At 74.1% G+C, this 19,563-nt stretch carries 7 protein-coding genes; all 7 read left to right on the top strand.

Annotated features, from left to right (window positions below):
* Nucleotides 1-79: 79 nt before the first annotated feature.
* The gene (locus OG352_RS02955; RefSeq protein ID WP_329214010.1) at nucleotides 80-1,438 is read left to right on the top strand and encodes a salicylate synthase; all 1,359 of its coding nucleotides are present in this window, start codon (nucleotides 80-82) and stop codon (nucleotides 1,436-1,438) included.
* A gap of 9 nt (nucleotides 1,439-1,447) precedes the next feature.
* Nucleotides 1,448-2,743: an enterobactin transporter EntS gene (gene entS / locus OG352_RS02950; RefSeq protein ID WP_329214008.1), complete on the top strand. Its 1,296-nt coding sequence runs from the start codon at nucleotides 1,448-1,450 to the stop codon at nucleotides 2,741-2,743.
* 136 nt (nucleotides 2,744-2,879) lie between these two features.
* Nucleotides 2,880-3,329 carry an aspartate 1-decarboxylase gene (panD, locus tag OG352_RS02945; RefSeq protein WP_329214006.1) on the top strand — a complete coding sequence of 150 codons (450 nt, stop codon included), beginning with the start codon at nucleotides 2,880-2,882 and terminating at the stop codon, nucleotides 3,327-3,329.
* Between the two features lie 3 nt (nucleotides 3,330-3,332).
* Complete coding sequence (locus OG352_RS02940) at nucleotides 3,333-3,551, top strand: MbtH family protein (RefSeq protein ID WP_329214004.1); 219 nt, start codon at nucleotides 3,333-3,335, stop codon at nucleotides 3,549-3,551.
* A complete protein-coding gene (locus OG352_RS02935) occupies nucleotides 3,551-6,988 on the top strand; it encodes an amino acid adenylation domain-containing protein (RefSeq protein WP_329214002.1) in 3,438 nt (1,145 codons plus the stop codon). The genes OG352_RS02940 and OG352_RS02935 overlap by 1 nt, the downstream gene beginning before the upstream one ends.
* Entirely contained in the window at nucleotides 6,985-11,613 is a 4,629-nt protein-coding gene (locus OG352_RS02930; RefSeq protein ID WP_329214000.1) for a non-ribosomal peptide synthetase, read from the top strand. The genes OG352_RS02935 and OG352_RS02930 overlap by 4 nt, the downstream gene beginning before the upstream one ends.
* A complete protein-coding gene (locus tag OG352_RS02925) occupies nucleotides 11,610-19,538 on the top strand; it encodes a non-ribosomal peptide synthetase (protein WP_329213998.1) in 7,929 nt (2,642 codons plus the stop codon). The genes OG352_RS02930 and OG352_RS02925 overlap by 4 nt, the downstream gene beginning before the upstream one ends.
* The last annotated feature ends 25 nt before the right edge of the window (nucleotides 19,539-19,563 follow it).

Genomic DNA, 19,563 nt, shown 5'->3' with positions numbered 1-19,563 from the left:
ATCTGGACGCGCCTCCGAGACGGAGGCTAGGGTCGTAGCTGATTAGGTTAGGTTAGCCTAAGTCCATGGAGGTGGGTCCTTGCTGCGGTATCGGAGCGCGGAGACGGAACTTCCGGGAGATCCGGTCCAGTTGGCCGCGCGTCTGGCCGAGTCGGACCTGTTCGACCAGCACGTGGTCTATGAGCGGGAAGGCGAGTTCTGGTTCGCCGGAGGGGTGCTCGGCGAGGTCGTGGTCACCCGCTCCGGGGTGCGCGCACGGCTGCTCGCCGACGAGACCGTGACCACGCTCGGCCCGCACCCGCTGGGCCAGGTCCGGGAACAACTCGCGGGGATGGACGTCGAGGACTGGCACGCCTACGGGTGGATGGCCTTCGAGTTCTCCCACCTCCACGCCGGCCGGCCCGACCGGGCGGGCGACGCGGACCTGCTCCATCTCGTCGTACCCCACAGCGAAGTGAGGCTCCGTCAGGGCAGCGCCCTGGTGCGCAGCGTGGACGAGGAGACACTGCAGGCGCTGCTCGCGTTACTCGCGCGGACCGGCTCCCAACCCGTCGCCGCGCCCCGGCCGGTCGACGTCACGGACGCCGAGGGCCGCTACCCGGGCATGGTCGCCCGGGCGCTCGAGGAGATCCGGTCCGGCGGCGAGCTGCAGAAGGTGATCCTCTCGCGGACCGTGCCGGTGCCCTTCCCGGTGGACTTCGTCGGCACCTATCTGCACGGCAGGTCGCACAACACCCCTGCCCGGTCCTTCCTGTTGAACCTCGGCGGGCGCCGGGTCCTCGGCTTCAGCCCCGAGACCGTCGCCGAGGTCGGCGCCGACGGCGAGGTCGTCACCCAGCCTCTGGCAGGCACCCGCGCGCGCGGCTTCGGCGAACGGGAGGACGAGCGGCTGCGCGCCGAACTCCTCGCCGATCCCAAGGAGATCTCCGAACACGTCCTCTCCGTGAAACTCGCGGAGGAGGAACTCGCCACCGTGTGCCGCCCGGGCACGGTCTCGGTCCGCGACCTGCTCAGCGTCCGCCAGCGCGGCAGTGTGCAGCACCTCGGCTCCAGCGTGCACGGCCGGCTCGCCGAGCGGGCCACCGCCTGGGACGTGCTGCGGGCCGTGTTCCCGGCCGTCACCGCCTCCGGCATCCCCAAGATGCCCGCCTACGACTGCATCGCCCGCATCGAGGGCGGCCGGCGCGGCATCTACAGCGGAGCCGTCCTGATGGCCGGCAGCGCCGGGGACCTCGACGCGGCCCTCGTGCTGCGCAGCCTGTTCGAGGAGGACGGCCGCACCTGGCTCAGGGCGGGCGCCGGCATCCTCGCGGGCTCGACCCCGGCGCGTGAACTGGAGGAGACCTGCGAGAAGTTGCGCAGCGTCGCGCCGTACGTCGTGCCCGCGCAGGCCGGCAACACGTCCACCCGGTCCGACAGCGCGTCCGCGCGGGGTTAGGGGATCGCGTTGCGTCTGGGAGAAGTCGTCGTCGACGTCGCACCGTTGCGTTCCAGCAGGGACTACCGGCTGGTGTTCGCCACCCAGGCGATCTCCATGGTCGGCACCCATCTGACCTCGGTCGCGGCGAGCCTGCAGATCTACGACCTGACCGGGTCCTCGGTCCAGGTCGGCCTGATGAGCCTGGCGTTGGGGCTGGCCCTGCTGGTCGGTCTGGTCGCCGGGGGCCTGCTCGCCGACCGGGCCGACCGGCGGCGCGTGGTGCTGCTGACCCGGGCGTCGACCGCGGTGGTGATCGCCGGGCTCGCGGTGAACGCGGCGCTCGCCGAACCGCACGTGTGGTTCGTGTACGTCGCCGCCGTCCTCGCGGGCGGGATCAGCGGCCTCGGCGCACCGGCCATGATGGCCGCCACCCCGAGCCTGGTCGCGCCCGGACAGCTCGCCGCGGCCGGGGCGTTGACCACCCTCACCGCCCAACTCGGCGGCATGGTCGGCCCCTCGCTCGCCGGCGTCATCGCCGCGGGGCCGGGCATCGCCATGTGCTTCGCGATCGACGCGGCCGTGTACGTCGTCGGCCTCGCCCTGCTCGCCCCGCTGCCCGCGCTGCCGCCGGACGGACCGGCCGAGGCCCAGCATCCGCTGAAGGCGATGGGGGAGGGGCTGCGCTTCCTGCGCGGCAACCAGGTGGTGGCCGGGCTGCTGCTGATCGACGTCTGCGCGGTCGTCTTCGCGATGCCGTACGCGCTCTTCCCGGAGCTCGGCACCGAGCACTTCGGCGGCGGCCCGTCCACCGTCGGCCTGCTCTACACCGCCCCTGCGGTCGGCTCCTTCTTCGGGGCGCTGACCAGCGGCTGGACCGGCCGGGTGCACCACACCGGACGGGCCCTGATCGGCGCGGTCGCGGTGTGGGGCGTGGCCATCACCTGCTTCGGACTCAGCCCGAACCTGGGGCTCGCGCTGTTCTTCCTGGCGCTCGCGGGCCTCGGCGACACGGCCTCGGAGATCCTGCGCCGGGCCCTGCTCCAGCACTACACGCCGGACCGCCTCCAGGGCCGGGTCGGCAGCCTGTGGCTCGCCCAGGCCACCGCCGGCACGTCGGTCGGCAACGTCGAAGCGGGGCTGGTCTCGCGCGCACTGGGCTCGGCCTCGGGCGCCGTGGCCGTCGGCGGACTGGTCTGCCTGGCGGGCGTGGCGACCCTGGCCGTGGCCATGCCGGGCCTGCGCAGGGCCACCCTGCACGGGGCGGCGGACGGCGGTCCGCCCGTCGAGGACGGGGCCAGGACCCCGGCCGAGGCAGCCGACTGACAGCCGAGGGAGAGGGCGGCCACTACGGCTACCTGGAACGCCCGGAGGCCGTGAACCGAGTGCTTCCGGGGTTCTTCCGCAGCGGAGCAATGTGATTTAGGTTAGGCTCACCTAAGTATCTGTTCAGGGGGTAGTGGTGCAACGCACCGTGCTCAATGGAAAGATCCACCGCGCCACCGTGACCCAGGCCGACCTGCACTACGTCGGCTCACTCACCATCGACCGGGACCTCATGACGGCCGCCGACATCGTCGAGGGCGAACAGGTCCAGGTCGTCGACATCGACAACGGCGCCCGGCTCACCACCTACGCCATCACCGGCGAACCCGGCAGCGGCGTCATCGGGATCAACGGGGCCGCGGCCCACCTCGTCCACCCCGGACACCTGGTCGTCATCATGTCCTTCGCCGCCCTCGACGACTCCGAACGGGCCGCGCTCCGGCCCCGGGTGGTGCACGTCGACAAGGCCAACCGGATCGTCGCGCTCGGCGCGGACCCGGCCGAGCCGGTGCCCGGAGCGCCGGACCAGTTCACCGGAGTCCTCACCGCCGACACCTCGCAGACCGCCGCCCAGGAGAGGAACTGAGCCATGGCCAACCCGTTCGACGACGAGAACGGCGTCTTCCGAGTGCTGGTCAACGACGAGGGCCAGTACTCCCTCTGGCCCGACTTCGCCCCCGTCCCGGCCGGCTGGAGCAGCGTGCACGGCCCCGACACCAGGGCCGCCTGCCTGGCGTACGTCGAGCGCCACTGGACGGACATGCGCCCGCGCAGCCTGGCCGAGGCCATGCGCGGAGCCCGCGACTGATGGCGACCCGCCCGGCCGTGGAGGACGTCCTCCCCCTGTCGCCGATGCAGGAGGGCATGGTCTTCCACGCGCTGTACGACACCCGCGCCCCCGACGTCTACACCGGGCAGATGACCCTCGTCCTCGAAGGGCCGCTGGACGCACCCCGGATGCGTGCCGCCGCCGCGGCCCTGCTCGCCCGGCACGCCAACCTGCGCGCCGCCTTCCGCACCCAGCGCTCCGGGCGCCCGGTGCAGGTGATCCGGAGCGAGGTCCGCACCCCCTGGCAGGTCACGGACCTGACCGCCCTGCCGCCGGGCGCGCGAGAACGGGCCTTCGAAGACCTGCTGGCAGGGGAGCGCGGCGAGCGGTTCGACCTGGCCCGCCCGCCGCTGCTCCGGTTCCGCCTGGTGCGGTTCGCCGACCGTGACCACCGTCTGGTCATCTCCTCCCACCACCTGCTCTGGGACGGCTGGTCCGCGCCCGTGCTGGTCCGGGAACTCTTCGGGCTGTACGCCTCGGACGGCGACCCCGCCGCCCTGCCCCGCGTCCGCCCCTACCGCGACTACCTGGCCTGGCTGGCCCGACAGGACCAGGAGGCCGCCCGGCGGGCATGGCAGGCCGCACTGAAGGGACTTGACGAACCGTCACTCCTCGCCCCCGACGCTCGCGACCATCGCGTCGGGCAGCCCCTCGGCCACCCTGCCGCAGAGCCCATCGGCCATTCCGCCGGGCAGCCCGAACACCCCGAGCGGCTCGTCCTCGACCTCAGCGAGCGGGACACCGCCGCCCTCACCGCCGCCGCCCGCACCCACGGGCTGACCGTCAGCAGCGTCCTCCAGGGCCTGTGGGCGGTGCTGCTCGGCCGGCTGACCGGCCGGGACGACGTGGTCCTGGGTGCGACCGTCTCCGGGCGCGACGCCGACCTCCCCGGCATCGACACGATGGTCGGCCTGTTCATCAACACCCTGCCCGTACGCGTGCGGCTGCGCCCGGCGGAACCACTCGCCGACCTGCTCACCCGCGTACAGTCCGAGCAGTCCGCGCTCCTCGACCACCGGCACCTCGGCCTCGCCGACATCCAGCGCGCCGCCGGACACCCCGCGCTCTTCGACACCCTGGTGGTCTTCGAGAGCTACCCGATCGACGACGACGGCATCGCCCGCGCCCTCGGACCGGACGGCGGCCTGCGGATGACGGGGGTCTCCGTCCAGGACGCCACCCACTACCCTCTGACCCTGACCGCGCTGCCCGGCCCACGCCTGACGCTGACACTCGCGCACCGGCCGAGCGTCGTCGACCACGCGGAGGCGGCCCGGACCGGCACCCGACTCCGGCTCCTGATACGGGCGTTCGTGACGGACGCAACCCGCCCTGTCGCCGAGCTGGACCTCCTGACCGAGGACGAACACCGCGCCCTGCGTGAGTTGGACCGCCTGGCCTTCCGCCCGCTCGCGCACCCCACGGTCCCCGCCCTTCTCGCCGACCAGGCCGCCCGCACCCCGGACGCCGTCGCCGTACTCCACGGCGACACCACCCTGACCTACGCCGAACTCCACGCCCGCGCCGACCGGTTGGCCGCTGCCCTGACCCGCCGGGGCGCAGGACCGGAGTCCGTGGTCGGCGTCGCCCTGCCACGTGGCCCCGACCAGGTGACCGCCCTCCTCGCGACCTTCAAGACCGGCGCGGCCGTCCTGCCGATCGACCCCGCCCACCCGCGCGACCGCATCACGCTGATGCTCACCGACGCGGCTCCCCGCTTCGTGATCTGCGAGCCGGTGATGGGCGAACAGCTAGGAATCGACGGGGAGTTGATCTGCCCGCCGGACGAGACCGGCACCCCTGGCGGAGAAGGCGGCGCCGCGGGCGGTGGTCCGCGCGACCGCTCCCCGCTCTCTCCCGACCACCCCGCCTACGTCATCTTCACCTCCGGTTCCACCGGCCGCCCCAAGGGCGTCGTGGGCACTCAGCGGGCCCTCGCCAACCGCCTGGCCTGGACAGGGGAGTTACGCGCCGACGACGCCCTGGGCGTCCGCGTCGCGAAGAGCCCGCTGAGCTTCATCGACGGCCTCACCGAACTCCTCGGCGCGCTCGCCACCGGCGACGCGGTCGTACTCGCCGACGACGACACGGCCCGTGACCCCACCGCCCTCGCCGCCCTGGCCGAGCGCAGCCGGGCCACGACGCTGACCGCCGTCCCCAGCCTCTACACCACCCTCGTCGAATCCGCCCCGCCGGACGCCTTCGCCACCGTCCGCACCTGGATCTCCAGCGGCGAACCCCTGCCCGGCCCCTTGGCCGAGGCGATCGCCCGACGCTGGCCGCAGGCCCGTCTCGTCAACCTCTACGGCTGCTCCGAGGCGGCCGGGGACAGCCTGGCGCACGTGTACGACGACCGCGAGGACGGCGGCCCGGTCCCGCTGGGCAGGCCCATCGCCCACACCCGCGTCCACGTCCTCGACGCCCACCTGCGCCCGGCGCCCACGGGAGCCGTCGGCGAGCTGTACCTCGCCGGGGACGGACTCGCCCGCGGCTACCTGAAGCAACCCGGCCGCACCGCCGAACGGTTCGTCGCCGACCCTTTCGGCCCGCCCGGCACCCGCCTCTACCGCACCGGTGACCTGGCCCGACGCCGAGCCGACGGCACCGTGGAGTTCCTCGGCCGGGCCGACGACCAGGTCAAGATCAGGGGCTTCCGCGTCGAACCCGGCGAGATCGAGGCGGTGCTGCGGTCCCTGCCCGGAGTGGCCCACGCGGCGGTCACGGCCCGCCGGGACGGCTCGACACCGCGCCGACTGGTGGCGTACGTCGTACCAGTACCAGTACCAGTACCAGTACCCGAAGCCGAAGCCGAAGCCGAAGCCGAAGCCGAAGCCGAAGCCGAAGCCGAAGCCGAAGCCGAAGCCGAAGCCGAAGCCGAAGCCGGTGCGGGTGCGGGTGCGGGTGCGGGTGCGGGTGCCGTGCCGGATCCGCTTCCCCTGCGCCGGGCCCTCGCCGACCGGCTGCCCGCCCACCTCGTCCCGTCCGCGGTCGTCGTCCTGGACGCCCTGCCGCTCACCCCCAGCGGCAAGCTCGACCGCCGGGCGCTGCCCGCCCCCGACCACACCGGGACCGGTCCCTTCGCGGCGCCGCGCACCGAACCCGAGAAGGTGCTCTGCGCCCTCTTCGCCGACGTGCTCGAACGTGAACAGGTGGGCGTGCACGACGACTTCTTCGAACTCGGCGGCGACAGCATCCTCACGGTCCGGCTGGCCGACCGGGCCCGCCGTTCGGGGCTGGCGCTCTCGCCCCGGGACGTGTTCACCCACCGCACCCCGGCCGGCCTCGCCGCGTCCCTGCCGCCCCCGGGCCAGGACGCAGGCCCCGCCCCCGAGGGCTTCACGGCGACCGGCGCGCCCCTGGTGTCGCTCAGCGCGGCGCAGCTCGACAACGTCAAGGCGAGGTGGAGGACCCGATGAGCAACGAGCCCACCGACGCGACGGACGGCGCAACGGACGACGTCACCCTGGTCGAGGACGTCCTGCCGCTGTCCCCGCTGCAACAGGGCCTGCTGTTCCACGCGTTGTTCGACGAGGGCGCCCAGGACGTCTACACCATGCAGACCCTGGTCGAGATCGAGGGCCCGCTGCGCCCCGCCCTGCTGCGCACCGCCGCCGAAGAGCTCTTCGCCCGGCACGCCAACCTGCGCGGGGCGTTCCTCCACGAGGATCTCCCGGAGCCGGTGCAGGTCGTGCTCAAACAGGTCCCCGTCACCTGGCGGGAGACCGTCGCCGCCGACGAGGACGAGGCGGTCCGACTGGCGGCGGCCGACGCCACGGCCCGCTTCGACCTCACCGACCCCCCGCTGCTGCGCCTCACGCTGATCTCGCGGGGCGGCGACCGCCGTGTGCTCGTCCTCACCAACCACCACCTCCTGCTGGACGGTTGGTCGATCCCCCTCCTCGTACGCGAACTGCTCCAGCTGTACGCGGCCCGGCTCGCCCCCGGTAACACCGCCCCGCTGCCCGCCGTCCGGCCCTACCGGGACTTCCTCGCCTGGCTGGCCTCCCGGGACCGCGACGCGGGCGCCCGCGCCTGGCGGGAGGCGCTGGCCAGCGTCACTCCCACGCTGCTGTCGCCCACGCCCGCCGGTGTGGTCCCGGTGCCGCCCGAACTGCACACCCTGCGGCTCACCGAGGAACTCACCGCCGACATAGGGGCGTTGGCCCGGGCCCGAGGCGTCACCGTCAACACGGTCGTCCAGGGACTGTGGGCCCTGCTGCTGGCCAGGCTGACCGGCCGGGACGACGTCGTCTTCGGGGCCACGGTGGCCGGCCGTCCCGCCGAACTCACCGGCGTGGAGGACATGATCGGCCTGTTCATCAACACCGTGCCGGTCCGCGCCACCGTGCCACCCGGCGAGCCGGCCGGTGCCTACCTGCGCCGACTCCAGGACGAGCAGGCCGAGTTGATGGAGCATCAGCATCTCGGCCTCACCGAGATCCAGCGACTCACCGGAACCGGCGAAGACCTCTTCGACACGCTCATGGTGTTCGAGAACTACCCGATCGACGGTGCGGCGGTGGCCGAGGCCGAAGCGGCCTCCGGGCTGCGCATCGCCGACGTACGGGGCTCCGGCGCCACCCACTACCCACTGACCCTGGCCGTGCTCGCCGAGCAACGCCTCGGGGTCGTCTTCGAGTTCCGCCCCGACTGCTACGACCGCCGCCAGGTGGAGCGACTGGCCGCCCGCTTCGAGCGCCTGCTGCTCGCGGTCCTGGCCGACCCCGACGCCCCGCTCGCCGCCCTCGACGTCCTCGCGCCCGAGGAGCGGGCCGCGCTGCTCGCCACCGGGGTGGGCGAGCGGCTCCCCGCACCGCCGTACGCCACCCTGCCCGACGTATTCCAGGACCGCGCGGCCCGCACCCCGGACGCGGTCGCCGTGGTCGGAGGGGCCGACGGGCAGGGTGGCGTGCGGCGGCTGACCTTCGCCGAGCTGAACTCCCGGTCCAACCGGCTGGCCCGACTGCTGGTGGAGGCGGGTGCGGGCCCCGAGCGGATCGTCGCGCTCGCGCTGCCGCCGACCCCGGACACGCTCGTCGCGCTCCTCGCGGTGCAGAAGGCGGGCGCCGCATATCTGCCGCTGGACCCGGCCTGGCCCGGGGAGCGGATCGCCGGGATGCTCGCGGACGCCCGCCCGGTCGCGCTGGTCACGGTCACCGGGGGCGTTCCGCCGGACGTCCAGAACACCCAGGGCATCCAGGGCATCCAGGACGTCTCCGTCGTGCTTCTCGACGACCTCGCCCCGCTCGACGACCTCGCCCCGCTCGACCGGTTCGCCGACTCGGACCTCGCCGACGCCGACCGTCTGGCGCCGCTGCTGCCCGAGCATCCCGCGTACGTCATCTACACCTCCGGTTCCACCGGTCGCCCCAAGGGCGTCGTCGTACCGCAGCGGGCCATCGTCAACCTCTTCGCCGCCCACAACGCGGCCCTGCACGAACCGGCGTCGGCGGCGGTCGGCGGGCGCCCGCTGCGGATCGGGCACGCCTGGCCCACCGCCTTCGACGCGTCCTGGCAGCCCATGCTGTGGATGTTCGCCGGACACGAACTGCACCTCGTCCCCGACGACGTGCGCCGCGATCCCGACGCGCTGTGCGCGTTCCTCGACGCGCACGGCATCGAGTTCATCGAGCTGTCGCCGTCCCTGGTGGGGGAGTTGGTCACCCGTGAGGGCTGGCAGGCGGACCTGAAGGTGCTGGGTGTCGGCGGCGAGGCCGTGCCGCCGGACCTGTGGCGCACCCTGCGCGACACGGCCGGTCTCACCGTGCACAACCTGTACGGGCCCACCGAGTGCACCGTCGACTCCGCGGACTGCGACCTCGCGCTCACCGAGCGGCCCGCGATCGGCCGCCCGGTCGCGGGCGGTCGCCTGCTCATCCTGGACGGCCACCTCAACCCGGTGCCCGTCGGCGTCGACGGCGAGCTGTACGTCGCGGGCGCCGGTCTGGCCCGCGGCTACCTGGGCCGGCCGGACGCCACCGCGAGCCGGTTCGTCGCCGACCCCTTCTCCGGCGAGCCGGGCGCCCGCATGTACCGCACCGGGGACATCGCCCGCTGGACCGAGGGCGGCCTCGTCGAGTGCCTCGGCCGGGTCGACGACCAGGTCAAGATCAGGGGCTACCGGATCGAGCCCGGCGAGATCGAGGCCGTACTCCTCGACCACCAGCTCGTGGAGCGGGCGGCGGTCGTCGTCCGCGAGGCCACACCCGGCGTGCGCCGCCTCGTCGCCTACGTCATCACTGCTCCGTCCGCGCCGCCCGCCGAGGACACCGCCGAGCTGCTGCGCCGGGCCGCCTCCGCCGTCCTGCCCGACTACATGCTGCCGTCCGCGATCGTCCCGGTCGACGGCTTCCCGCTCACCCTCAACGGCAAGCTGGACACCGCCGCACTCCCGGCCCCCGCCCGGACGGCCGGCCCGGCGGCGCAGCCCCCCACGAACCCCACCGAACGCCGGCTCGCCGACCTGTTCGCCGAAGTGCTCGGCCTGGACGAAGTCGGCGTCCACGACAGCTTCTTCGCGCTCGGCGGCGACAGCATCGTCTCCATGCGGCTCGTCGGCCGGGCCCGCGCGACGGGGCTGGCGCTCTCCCCGCGCGACGTCTTCGAGCAGCCGACCGTCGCCGGACTCGCCCTGCGCGCGAGCGCGAGCCGCGACCGGGCGGCCGACCCGGCGGCGGGCATCGGCGACCTGCCGCTCACCCCCGTCCTGAGCCGGCTCGTCGACCGGGGCGGCCCCTTCCGCGCGCTCAGCCAGGCGAGGTTCCTGCGGACCCCGGCCGCGCTGGACCTCGACGGCCTCCACCGCACCGTCCAGACCGTCCTGGACCGCCACGACCTGCTACGAGCCACTCTCGCCCAGGAGGCGGACGGCGCGTGGCGGCTGCGCGTCGCACCCGTCGGCACGGCCCGGGCCGCCGACCGCGTACGGCGGATCGACGCCTCGCAGCTCGACCACACCGCCATGGGCGCCCTCGTGCCCGAGGAGTTCGCCGAACTCGTCGCCGAACTCGACCCGGCCGCAGGGGAGATGGCCCGCTTCCTGTGGTTCGACGCCGGGCAGGGCCGCGAGGGACGGCTGCTGGTCGTCCTGCACCACCTGGTGACCGACCCGGCGTCCTGGGGCATCCTGGTCGCCGACCTGGCCGCCGCCTGGGAGGGCATGCCGCTCTCGCCACCGGGCACGTCCTTCAAGGAGTGGGCGCACGCCCTGGACACCGAGGCCCGCTCACCGCGCCGCACCGCCGAACTCGCCCTGTGGCAACGGATCCTGGACCGCCCCGACCCACCCCTCGGCACCGCACCGCTCCACCCCGAGAAGGACACCGACGCCACGGTGCGCCGACACTGGCGCGTCCTCGGCCCCGAGACGACGGCACCCCTGGCCGGCGCGCCCGTGCAGGACCTCCTGCTGACCGCGATGGCCCTCGCCGTCCCCGAGTGGCGACGCGAACTGCACGGCGCGGCCGACGACGACACCTCCGTCCTCCTCACCCTGGAACGCCACGGCCGGGAGGAACACCTCCTCCCCGGCGCCGACCTGTCCACCACCCTCGGCTGGTTCACGAGCCTCTTCCCGGTCCGGCTCGACGCGGGCGGCCTCCCGCAGCCCGACGCGCCGGATCAACTGCGCCGGATCCGCGCCCAGTTGGACGCCCTGCCCGACAACGGGATCGGCTACGGCCTGCTGCGCCACCTCAACCCCGACACCGCCGCCCGCCTCGCCGAACTGCCCGAACCCCAGATCGGGTTCACGTACCTCGGCCGCCTCACCCTCGGCGAACGCCGGGACCGGCCGGACGCCGAGGTGTTCACCGGCGCGCCCGAGACCGGCGCCATGGGCGGCAGCGCGGATCCCGGCACGCCCGTCGCCCACGCCCTGGCCGTCGACGCCGGGATCGTCGACGGCGAGGACCCCGCCGGGCCGGTCCTCAAGGTCTGCTGGCGGTGGCCGGAACGCCTGTTCACGGAGCCGGAGATCGAACGGCTGGCCGCCCTGTGGACCACCTCCCTCGAACTGCTGCTGAAGGGCGGTACCCCGTGACGCAGACGAGCCCGGCGAACGACCTGGCCGCCCGCAGGCGCGAACTCCTCCGTCGCAGGCTGGAGTCGGCGGGCCTCGCCGACACCCCGGCAGCCCGCGCCGAACGCGTCCCGCCCCGGCCCCCGGAGCTGGAGCGGCTGCCGCTGTCGTACGCGCAGTCCCGGATGTGGCTGCTCCAGCGGCTCGACCCGGACAGTCCCGCGTACAACGTCTGCCTGGCGATCCGGCTGCGCGGCCCGCTCGACAGGGTCGCGTTACGGACCGCCCTGCAAGGCCTGCTCGACCGCCACGAGGTACTGCGCACCCGCTACCCGACGGCCGCCGACGGCACCCCGGTACAGGTGATCGACGCGGCCGCCGATGTCGTCCTCGACACCGCCGACCTGACCGGACACCCGCACAGCGAACAGAAGGAAGAGTGTGAACAGGACCGGCGGGCCGACGAGTTGGCGCGGGCTGCCTCCTCGACCCCCTTCGACCTCGCCGCCGAGCACCCGCTGCGGGCCCTGCTGCTGAGACGCGCCCCCGAGGACCACACCCTTGTCCTGACCGTCCATCACATCGCCTGGGACGGCGGCACGTTCAACGCGCTCTCCCGTGACCTCACGGCCCTCTACCGCGCCGCCGCCGAGGGAACAGCCGCCGAACTGGCCCCGCTGCCCGTCCAGTACGCCGACTACGCCGTCCGGCAGCGTGACACCTGGACCGACGAGCGGCTCGCCGACCACCTCGCCCACTGGCGGTCCGTCCTGACCCCGCCCCCGCAGCCCCTCACCCTGCCGGTCGACGCCCCGCGCACCGACCGGCCCACCGCGCACGGCGGACGCCGTTCCCGCGCCTTCGCCTCCGAGGTGACCGACCGGCTCACCGCCCACGCCAGGAACGCGGGCGCGACCCCCTTCATGGCCCTGTTCGCGGGCCTGGCCGCCCTGCTGCACCGCTGCAGCGGCGCCACCGACGTGCCCATCGGGTCGGCCGTCATGAACCGCGACCTCGCCGGACTGGACCGGCTCGTCGGCAACTTCGGCAACACCCTCGCCCTGCGCGCCGACCTCGCCGGCGACCCCGGATTCGGCGAACTCCTCGAACGCGTCCGCAAGACGTGCACCGACGGCTACGCCCACCAGGACATGCCGTTCGACCGCCTCGTCGAGCGGCTCCGCCCGGATCGCCACCCCGGCCGCGCCGTCTACTTCGACGTCATGCTGCTCTTCCTCACCCAGGGACTCCAGGGACCCGAACTGCCCGGGGTGAGCGCCACCTGGGAGACCGTCCACAACGACACCACCCAGTTCGACCTCTCCCTGGAGGCCTTCCTCACCGGCGGCCAGCTACGGATCGAGGCCACCTACCGCACCGGCCTGTTCACCGCCGACACCGTCGACCGGCTGCTGCGCCGCCTGGAGACGCTCCTCGCCGCCGCCCTCACCGACCCCGAACTCCCGGTGTCCGAGCTGCCGTTGATGGACGGGGACGAGGAACGCCGGGTCGTCGAGGAGTGGAACGCGACGGCTCACCCCGTTCCCACGGCCACCCTGGTCGACCTGCTCGCCGCGTACGCCCCGGACGTCCCGGGCGCCCTCGCCCTCGTCGCCGACGACACCCCGGGCGCCCTCGCCCTCGTCGCCGACGACACCCCGGACGGGCTCGGCTACGCCGAACTCCATGCCCGCGCAGGCCGTTTGGCCCGTCTCCTCGTCGCCCATGGCGTCGGCCCCGAACGCCGTGTCGGCGTCGCCCTCGACCGGGGCGCCGACTTGGTCGTGGCCCTGCTCGCCGTACTGAAGGCGGGCGGCGCCTATGTCCCGCTGGACCTCGGACACCCCACCGAACGCCTGGCGTTCGTCATCGAGGACACGGCACCGGAGCTGGTCCTGACCTCGGCCACGGCGGCGGCGCGGCTCCCCGCCGACGGCGTGCCCCTGCTCCTGCTCGACGACCCGCGCCTCGCCTCCCAGGACCCCGCCGAACTCACCGACGCCGACCGGACGGCGCCCCTGCGCCCCGAGCACCCGGCCTACGTCATCCACACCTCCGGATCCACGGGCCGCCCCAAGGGAGTCGTCGTCCCGCACGCCGGCATCGTCAACCGGCTGCTGTGGATGCAGGACACGTACGCGCTCGGGGCCGGCGACCGGGTCCTGCAGAAGACCCCGGCCGGTTTCGACGTCTCCGTCTGGGAGTTCTTCTGGCCGCTCATCAGCGGCGCGACCCTTGTTCTGGCCCGCCCCGACGGTCACCGCGACCCCCGCTACCTCGCGCGCCTGATCCGCGAACAGCGCGTCACCACCGCGCACTTCGTCCCCTCCATGCTGCGGGTCTTCCTCGACGAACCCGCCGCGGCGCAGGTCCGGGGCGTCCTGCGCCGGATCGTGTGCAGCGGCGAGGCCCTGCCCACCGAACTCGCCGACCGGTGCACGGAGTTGCTGACCGGCACCGAGCTGCACAACCTGTACGGGCCCACCGAGGCCGCCGTGGACGTCACGTGGTGGCCGTGCGCCGAGGGCACCCGCTCCGCCGCCGGTTCGGTGCCGATCGGCCGGCCGGTGTGGAACACGCGCGCCCTGGTCCTGGACGCCCGCCTGCGTCCCGTACCGCCGGGCATCCCGGGCGAGCTCTACCTCGGCGGCGTCCAACTGGCCCGCGGCTATCTGGGCCGCCCCGCGCTCACCGCCGACCGCTTCGTCGCCGACCCCTTCGGCCCACCCGGCGCCCGCCTGTACCGCACGGGCGACCTGGTGCGCCGGACCGCGCAGGGCACGCTGGAGTTCCTCGGCCGCTCCGACGATCAGGTGAAGATCCGCGGCTTCCGCGTCGAGCCCGGGGAGACGGAGGCGGCCCTCGCCAGCCTGCCCGGAGTGTCGCAGGCAGCAGTGACGGTCCGTCAAGGTAGTGAAGATGAGCCACAGTTGATCGCCTATGCGGTCCAGCTCCCCGGCGCCGGCCTGGAGCCTCTCCGGCTCCGCGAGGCCCTCACCGCCACCCTGCCCGACCACCTCCTGCCCGCCGCCGTCGTGGTCCTGGACGAACTGCCGCTGACGCCCAACGGCAAACTCGACCGCCGCGCACTGCCCGCCCCCGACCTCGCCGCCCTCACCACGACGACCGCACCGCGCACCGACGCGGAGGCGGCCCTGTGCGCGCTCTTCGCCGACCTGCTCGGCCTGCCCTCCGTCGGCATCCACGACGCGTTCTTCACTCTGGGCGGCCACTCCGTCCTGGCCAACCGCCTGGTCGCCCGGATCCGTGCCGAACTGGGCGTCGAGATCCCCCTGCGGGCGGTGTTCGACACCCCCACGGCCGCCGCCCTCGCCCCCCTCCTGGACGGCCCCGCCGCGCCCCGGCCCGCGCTCCTGCGCCGAGCCGACCGGCCCGACCCCCTCCCGCTGTCCTCCGCGCAGGCCAGGCTCTGGTTCCTGCACCGCTTGGAGGGACCCGACCCCAGCTACAACATCCCCACGGCCCACCGCCTCAGGGGACGCCTCGACCCAGCCGCCCTGCGCGCCGCGCTCGACGACGTGGTCGCCCGCCACGAAGCCCTGCGCACGGTGTACCCCGACGACGACGGCACCCCACGCCAGCACGTCCTTCCCCCGCGGCCCGTGCCGTTCGAGGTGGTGCCCACACGGCCTCGGGACCTCGACGCCCGGATGCGCGAGGCCGCCGCCCACTGCTTCGCGCTCGACACCGAGATCCCCGTACGCGCGACCCTGTACGCCCTCGCCCCCGACGAACACGTCCTCCTGCTGCTCGTCCACCACATCGCCACCGACGGCTGGTCGGCCGGCCCGCTGCTCGCCGACCTGGAGACGGCGTACACCGCCCGGACCCGAGGTGCCGCTCCCGCGTGGCCCGAGCTCGCCGTCCAGTACGCCGACCACACGCTGTGGCAGCAAGAGCTGCACGACGAGGGGGACTTGGAGTACTGGACGCGGCACCTCGCCGGCCTGCCGGAGGAACTCCAGCTCCCCGTCGACCGGCCGCGCCCCGCCGTCCACGACTACCGGGCCGGCGCGGTCGACTTCACCCTCGACGCGGCGACCCACCGGCGCCTGCGGGACCTGGCCGCCGACACCGGCGGCACCGTCTTCATGGCACTCCAGGCCGCCGTCGCCGTAACGCTCGCCCGGCTCGGGGCCGGGGACGACATACCGCTCGGCGCCCCCGTCGCCGGACGCGGCGACCCCGCCCTCGACGACCTCGTCGGGCTCTTCGTCAACACCCTGGTCCTGCGCACCGACGTGTCCGGCGACCCCACCTTCCGGACGCTGCTCACCCGGGTCCGCGACACCGGCCTGGACGCCTACGCCCACCAGAACCTGCCGTTCGAACGCCTGGTGGACGCGCTCGCCCCGACCCGCTCCATGGGCCGCCACCCCCTCTTCCAGGTGATGCTCGCCCATCAGCAAGCCCCGGACGTGGAACGGGAGTTCGCCGGTCTCACGCTCACCGACCACCGGGTCGACTTCTACACCGCGAAGACCGACCTGGCCTTCCACCTGTTCGAGAAGGCCGACGCCGGCGGGATCAGCGGATCCCTCGTCTTCAGCGCCGACCTGTACGACCGGCGCAGCGCGCGGGAGATCGCCGAGCGGCTCGTGGGGCTGGCCGGCGACCTGGCCCGCCACCCGGACCGCCCGGTCGCGGACGCCGACGTCCTCACCCCGAACGAACGCGCGCTGCTCCTGGGCGAGTGGACCGACACCGCCCGCCCCATGCCCGTCACCACCCTCACCGCTCTGGTCGAGGAACAGATCGCCCGCACCCCCGAACTCGTCGCCGTCGAATACGGCACCCCGGACGGCCGGTCCCTCACCTACGCCGAACTCGACGCCCGCGCCAACGCCCTCGCCCACCGGCTGCGGGAACTCGGCGTCGGCCCCGAGCGTTGTGTCGGCATCCACCTCGAACGGTCCGTGGAGATGGTCGTCGGGCTGCTCGCCGTACTGAAGGCGGGCGGCGCGTTCGTCCCGCTGGAGCCCTCCTGGCCCGCCCGCCGCATCGCCGAGGTGTGCCGCGGCGCGGGTCTCACGGCGGTGCTGAGCTGCGTCGGCGGCGGACCGGAGGCGGGCCCGCCCGTCGTCGAGGTCGACCTGACCGGCCCGGTGCCCGAGGCGACGAGGCCCGAGGTCACCGTCGACCCCGAGGGCCTCGCCTACGTCATCCACACCTCCGGCTCCACCGGCGTCCCCAAGGGCGCGATGATCCGGCACCGGGCGATCGCGCACCGGCTGCTGTGGCAGCGCGACCTGCTCGGCTTCGGGCCGGGCGACGCCGCCCTGTTCAAGGCGCCGCTCGGCTTCGACATCTCCGTCAACGAGATCTTCCTGCCCCTGGTGCACGGCGGCCGGGTCGTGATCGCCGAACCCGGCGGCGAACGGGACGTCGACCAGCTCCTCGACACCGTCGAACGCCACCGCGTCACCTTCACCTACCTCGTCTCCTCGATGCTCGACCTCCTCCTCGAACTCGACGGCTTCGCCCGCCGGGCCGCCTCGCTGAAGCACGTGTGGTGCGGCGGCGAGGTCCTCACCCCCGAACTCTTCGCCCGCTTCCGCGCCGGGAGCGACGCCGTGATGTACCACGGGTACGGCCCCGCCGAGGCCACCATCGGCGTCAGCCACGTCGTCTACCGCACCGGCGCGATCCGCAGCGCCGTCTCCATCGGCCGCCCCAACTCCAACACCCGCCTGTACGTCCTCGACGAGCGCCTCAGGCCCACCCCGGTGGGCGTCCCCGGCGAGCTGTACGCGGGCGGGATCTACCTCGGCCGCGGTTACGTCAACGACCCGTGCCGCACCGCCGACCACTGGGTGGCCGACCCCTTCGGCCCGCCCGGCGAACGCCTCTACCGCACCGGTGACCTGGTGCGCTGGCGGCGCGACGGCACCCTGGAGTTCCTGGGCCGCGCCGACAACCAGGTGAAGATCCGCGGCATGCGCGTCGAGCTGGAGGAGATCGAGGCGATCCTCGAACAGCACCCGGGCGTACGGCGTGGTGTGGCGGTGATCCGCGAGGACTCCCCGGGCGTCAAACGCCTCGCCGGCTACTGCCTGGCCGCCCCGGACACCGTCACCGACCTGCGCGACTGGCTCCGGGAGCGGCTGCCCGAGCACATGGTCCCGGCCACGCTCACCGTCCTGGACGCCTTCCCGCTGCTGCCGTCCGGCAAGGTCGACCGGGCCGGCCTGCCCGCCCCCGCGCCCGGCCCCGCGACCGTCTCCGGCACGACGACCCGGCCGCCGGCGGATGATCGCGAGCGGCTGCTGTGCACGCTCTTCGCCGACGTCCTGGGCCTGCCCGAGGTCGACGTCGACGGCAACTTCTTCACCCTCGGCGGGGACAGCGTCGTCTCCATCCGCCTCGTCACCCTCGCCCGCCGGGCCGGCCTGCGCCTCAGCCCCCGGCAGGTGTTCCAGTCGCCCACCCCGGCGGGCCTGGCCGCCCTCGCCCCGAACGACGCGGGGACCGCCCCCGTCGCCGACGACCCGGTGGGCGAGCTGGCGCCGACCCCGGTCATGCACGGCTCCCACGAGGGCCTCGCCCAGGCCGTCCTGCTGGTCACCCCGGCGGACCTCACGCGCGAAGGGCTGACCGCCGTCCTCCAGGCCGTCCTGGACCGGCACGACATGCTGCGCGCCCGGCTCACCGGGGCTCCCGGCGACGGTCTCCGACTCGTCGTCCCCACCGAAGGCACCGTACGCGCCCAGGAGTTGCTGAGCGTCTCAGCCGACCTCGACCTCGACCCCGGGTCAGCGGCCGCTCACCTCGACCCGCGGGCGGGCCGCATGCTGCGGGCCGTCTGGTCGCCGGACGCCCGCCGACTCCTCCTCGTCGCCCACCACTTGGTCGTCGACGGGGTGTCCTGGCGGATCCTCGCCACCGACCTGGCGGACGCCTGGCACGCCGTCTCCGCAGGGACGACGCCGCACCTGAGCCGTACGGGCACCTCCTTCCGCCGCTGGAGCGAACTCCTCGCCCAGGACGCGCGGACCGCCGCGCGCAGGCGTGAACTTCCTTGGTGGCAACAGACATTGGCCCGGGGCGGCCCGCTCGTCGACCGCGTCTTCGACCCCACGGCCACGGTCCGGGAGCGGACCCTCGTCCTCTCCGACGAGAGCACCGCGCCGCTGCTGACCTCCGTGCCCGCCGCCTACCGGGCTGCCGTCCCCGACGTGCTGCTCACCGCGCTCGCCGTGGCGGCCGCCGCCTGGCGGGCGGGGCGAGGGGACCGGAGCGGCGGCGCGCTCCTCGTCGGCCTGGAGGGGCACGGGCGTGCGGAGCACCTCGCCGACGGGGTCGATCTGTCGGCCACCGTCGGCTGGTTCACCACCGTCCACCCCGTCGCCGTCGGCCCCGGCCCGCCCGACGGCCCCTTCGACGTCGACGAGGCCCTGACCGGCGGACCGGCCGCCGGGGCCGCCCTCAAGCAGGTCAAGGAACAACTGCGCGCGGTCCCCGACCACGGCCTCGGCTACGGCCTCCTGCGCCACCTCGACCCCGACATCGCGCCCGACCTGGAGAAACTCCCGCAGCCCCAGGTCGGCTTCAACTACCTCGGCCGGTTCACCGCGTCGGCCACGGGCGAGGAACCCTGGGCGCTGGCCCCGGAGGCGCCCATGCTGCGGGTGCCGCCGGCCCCCGGGCGGGCCGCGCCCTTCGGGCTGGAGATCAACGCCGTGGCGGTCGAGGACGCGCACGGCGTACGGCTGCACGTCTCGGCGGCCTGGCCGGAGGGCTTCCTGACGTCCGCCGAGACGGACGGGCTCCTGGACCTGTGGGAGCGGGCCCTGCGCGGCCTCGTCCGGCACGTTCTGGCCACCCCGGACGGGACGGGCGGCCTCACCCCGTCGGACCTGCCCCTGGTCTCCCTGACCCAGGAGGACATCGACGACTTCGAGAACGACCTTGGGGACGACGTCTGAGAGCGACGTCGAGAACGACTTCCAC

It is taken from the genome of Streptomyces sp. NBC_01485, from assembly GCF_036227125.1.
Classification (GTDB): domain Bacteria; phylum Actinomycetota; class Actinomycetes; order Streptomycetales; family Streptomycetaceae; genus Streptomyces.
Note: the sequence above shows the minus strand (reverse complement) of the source record. Positions and strands in the feature narration are given on the sequence as shown.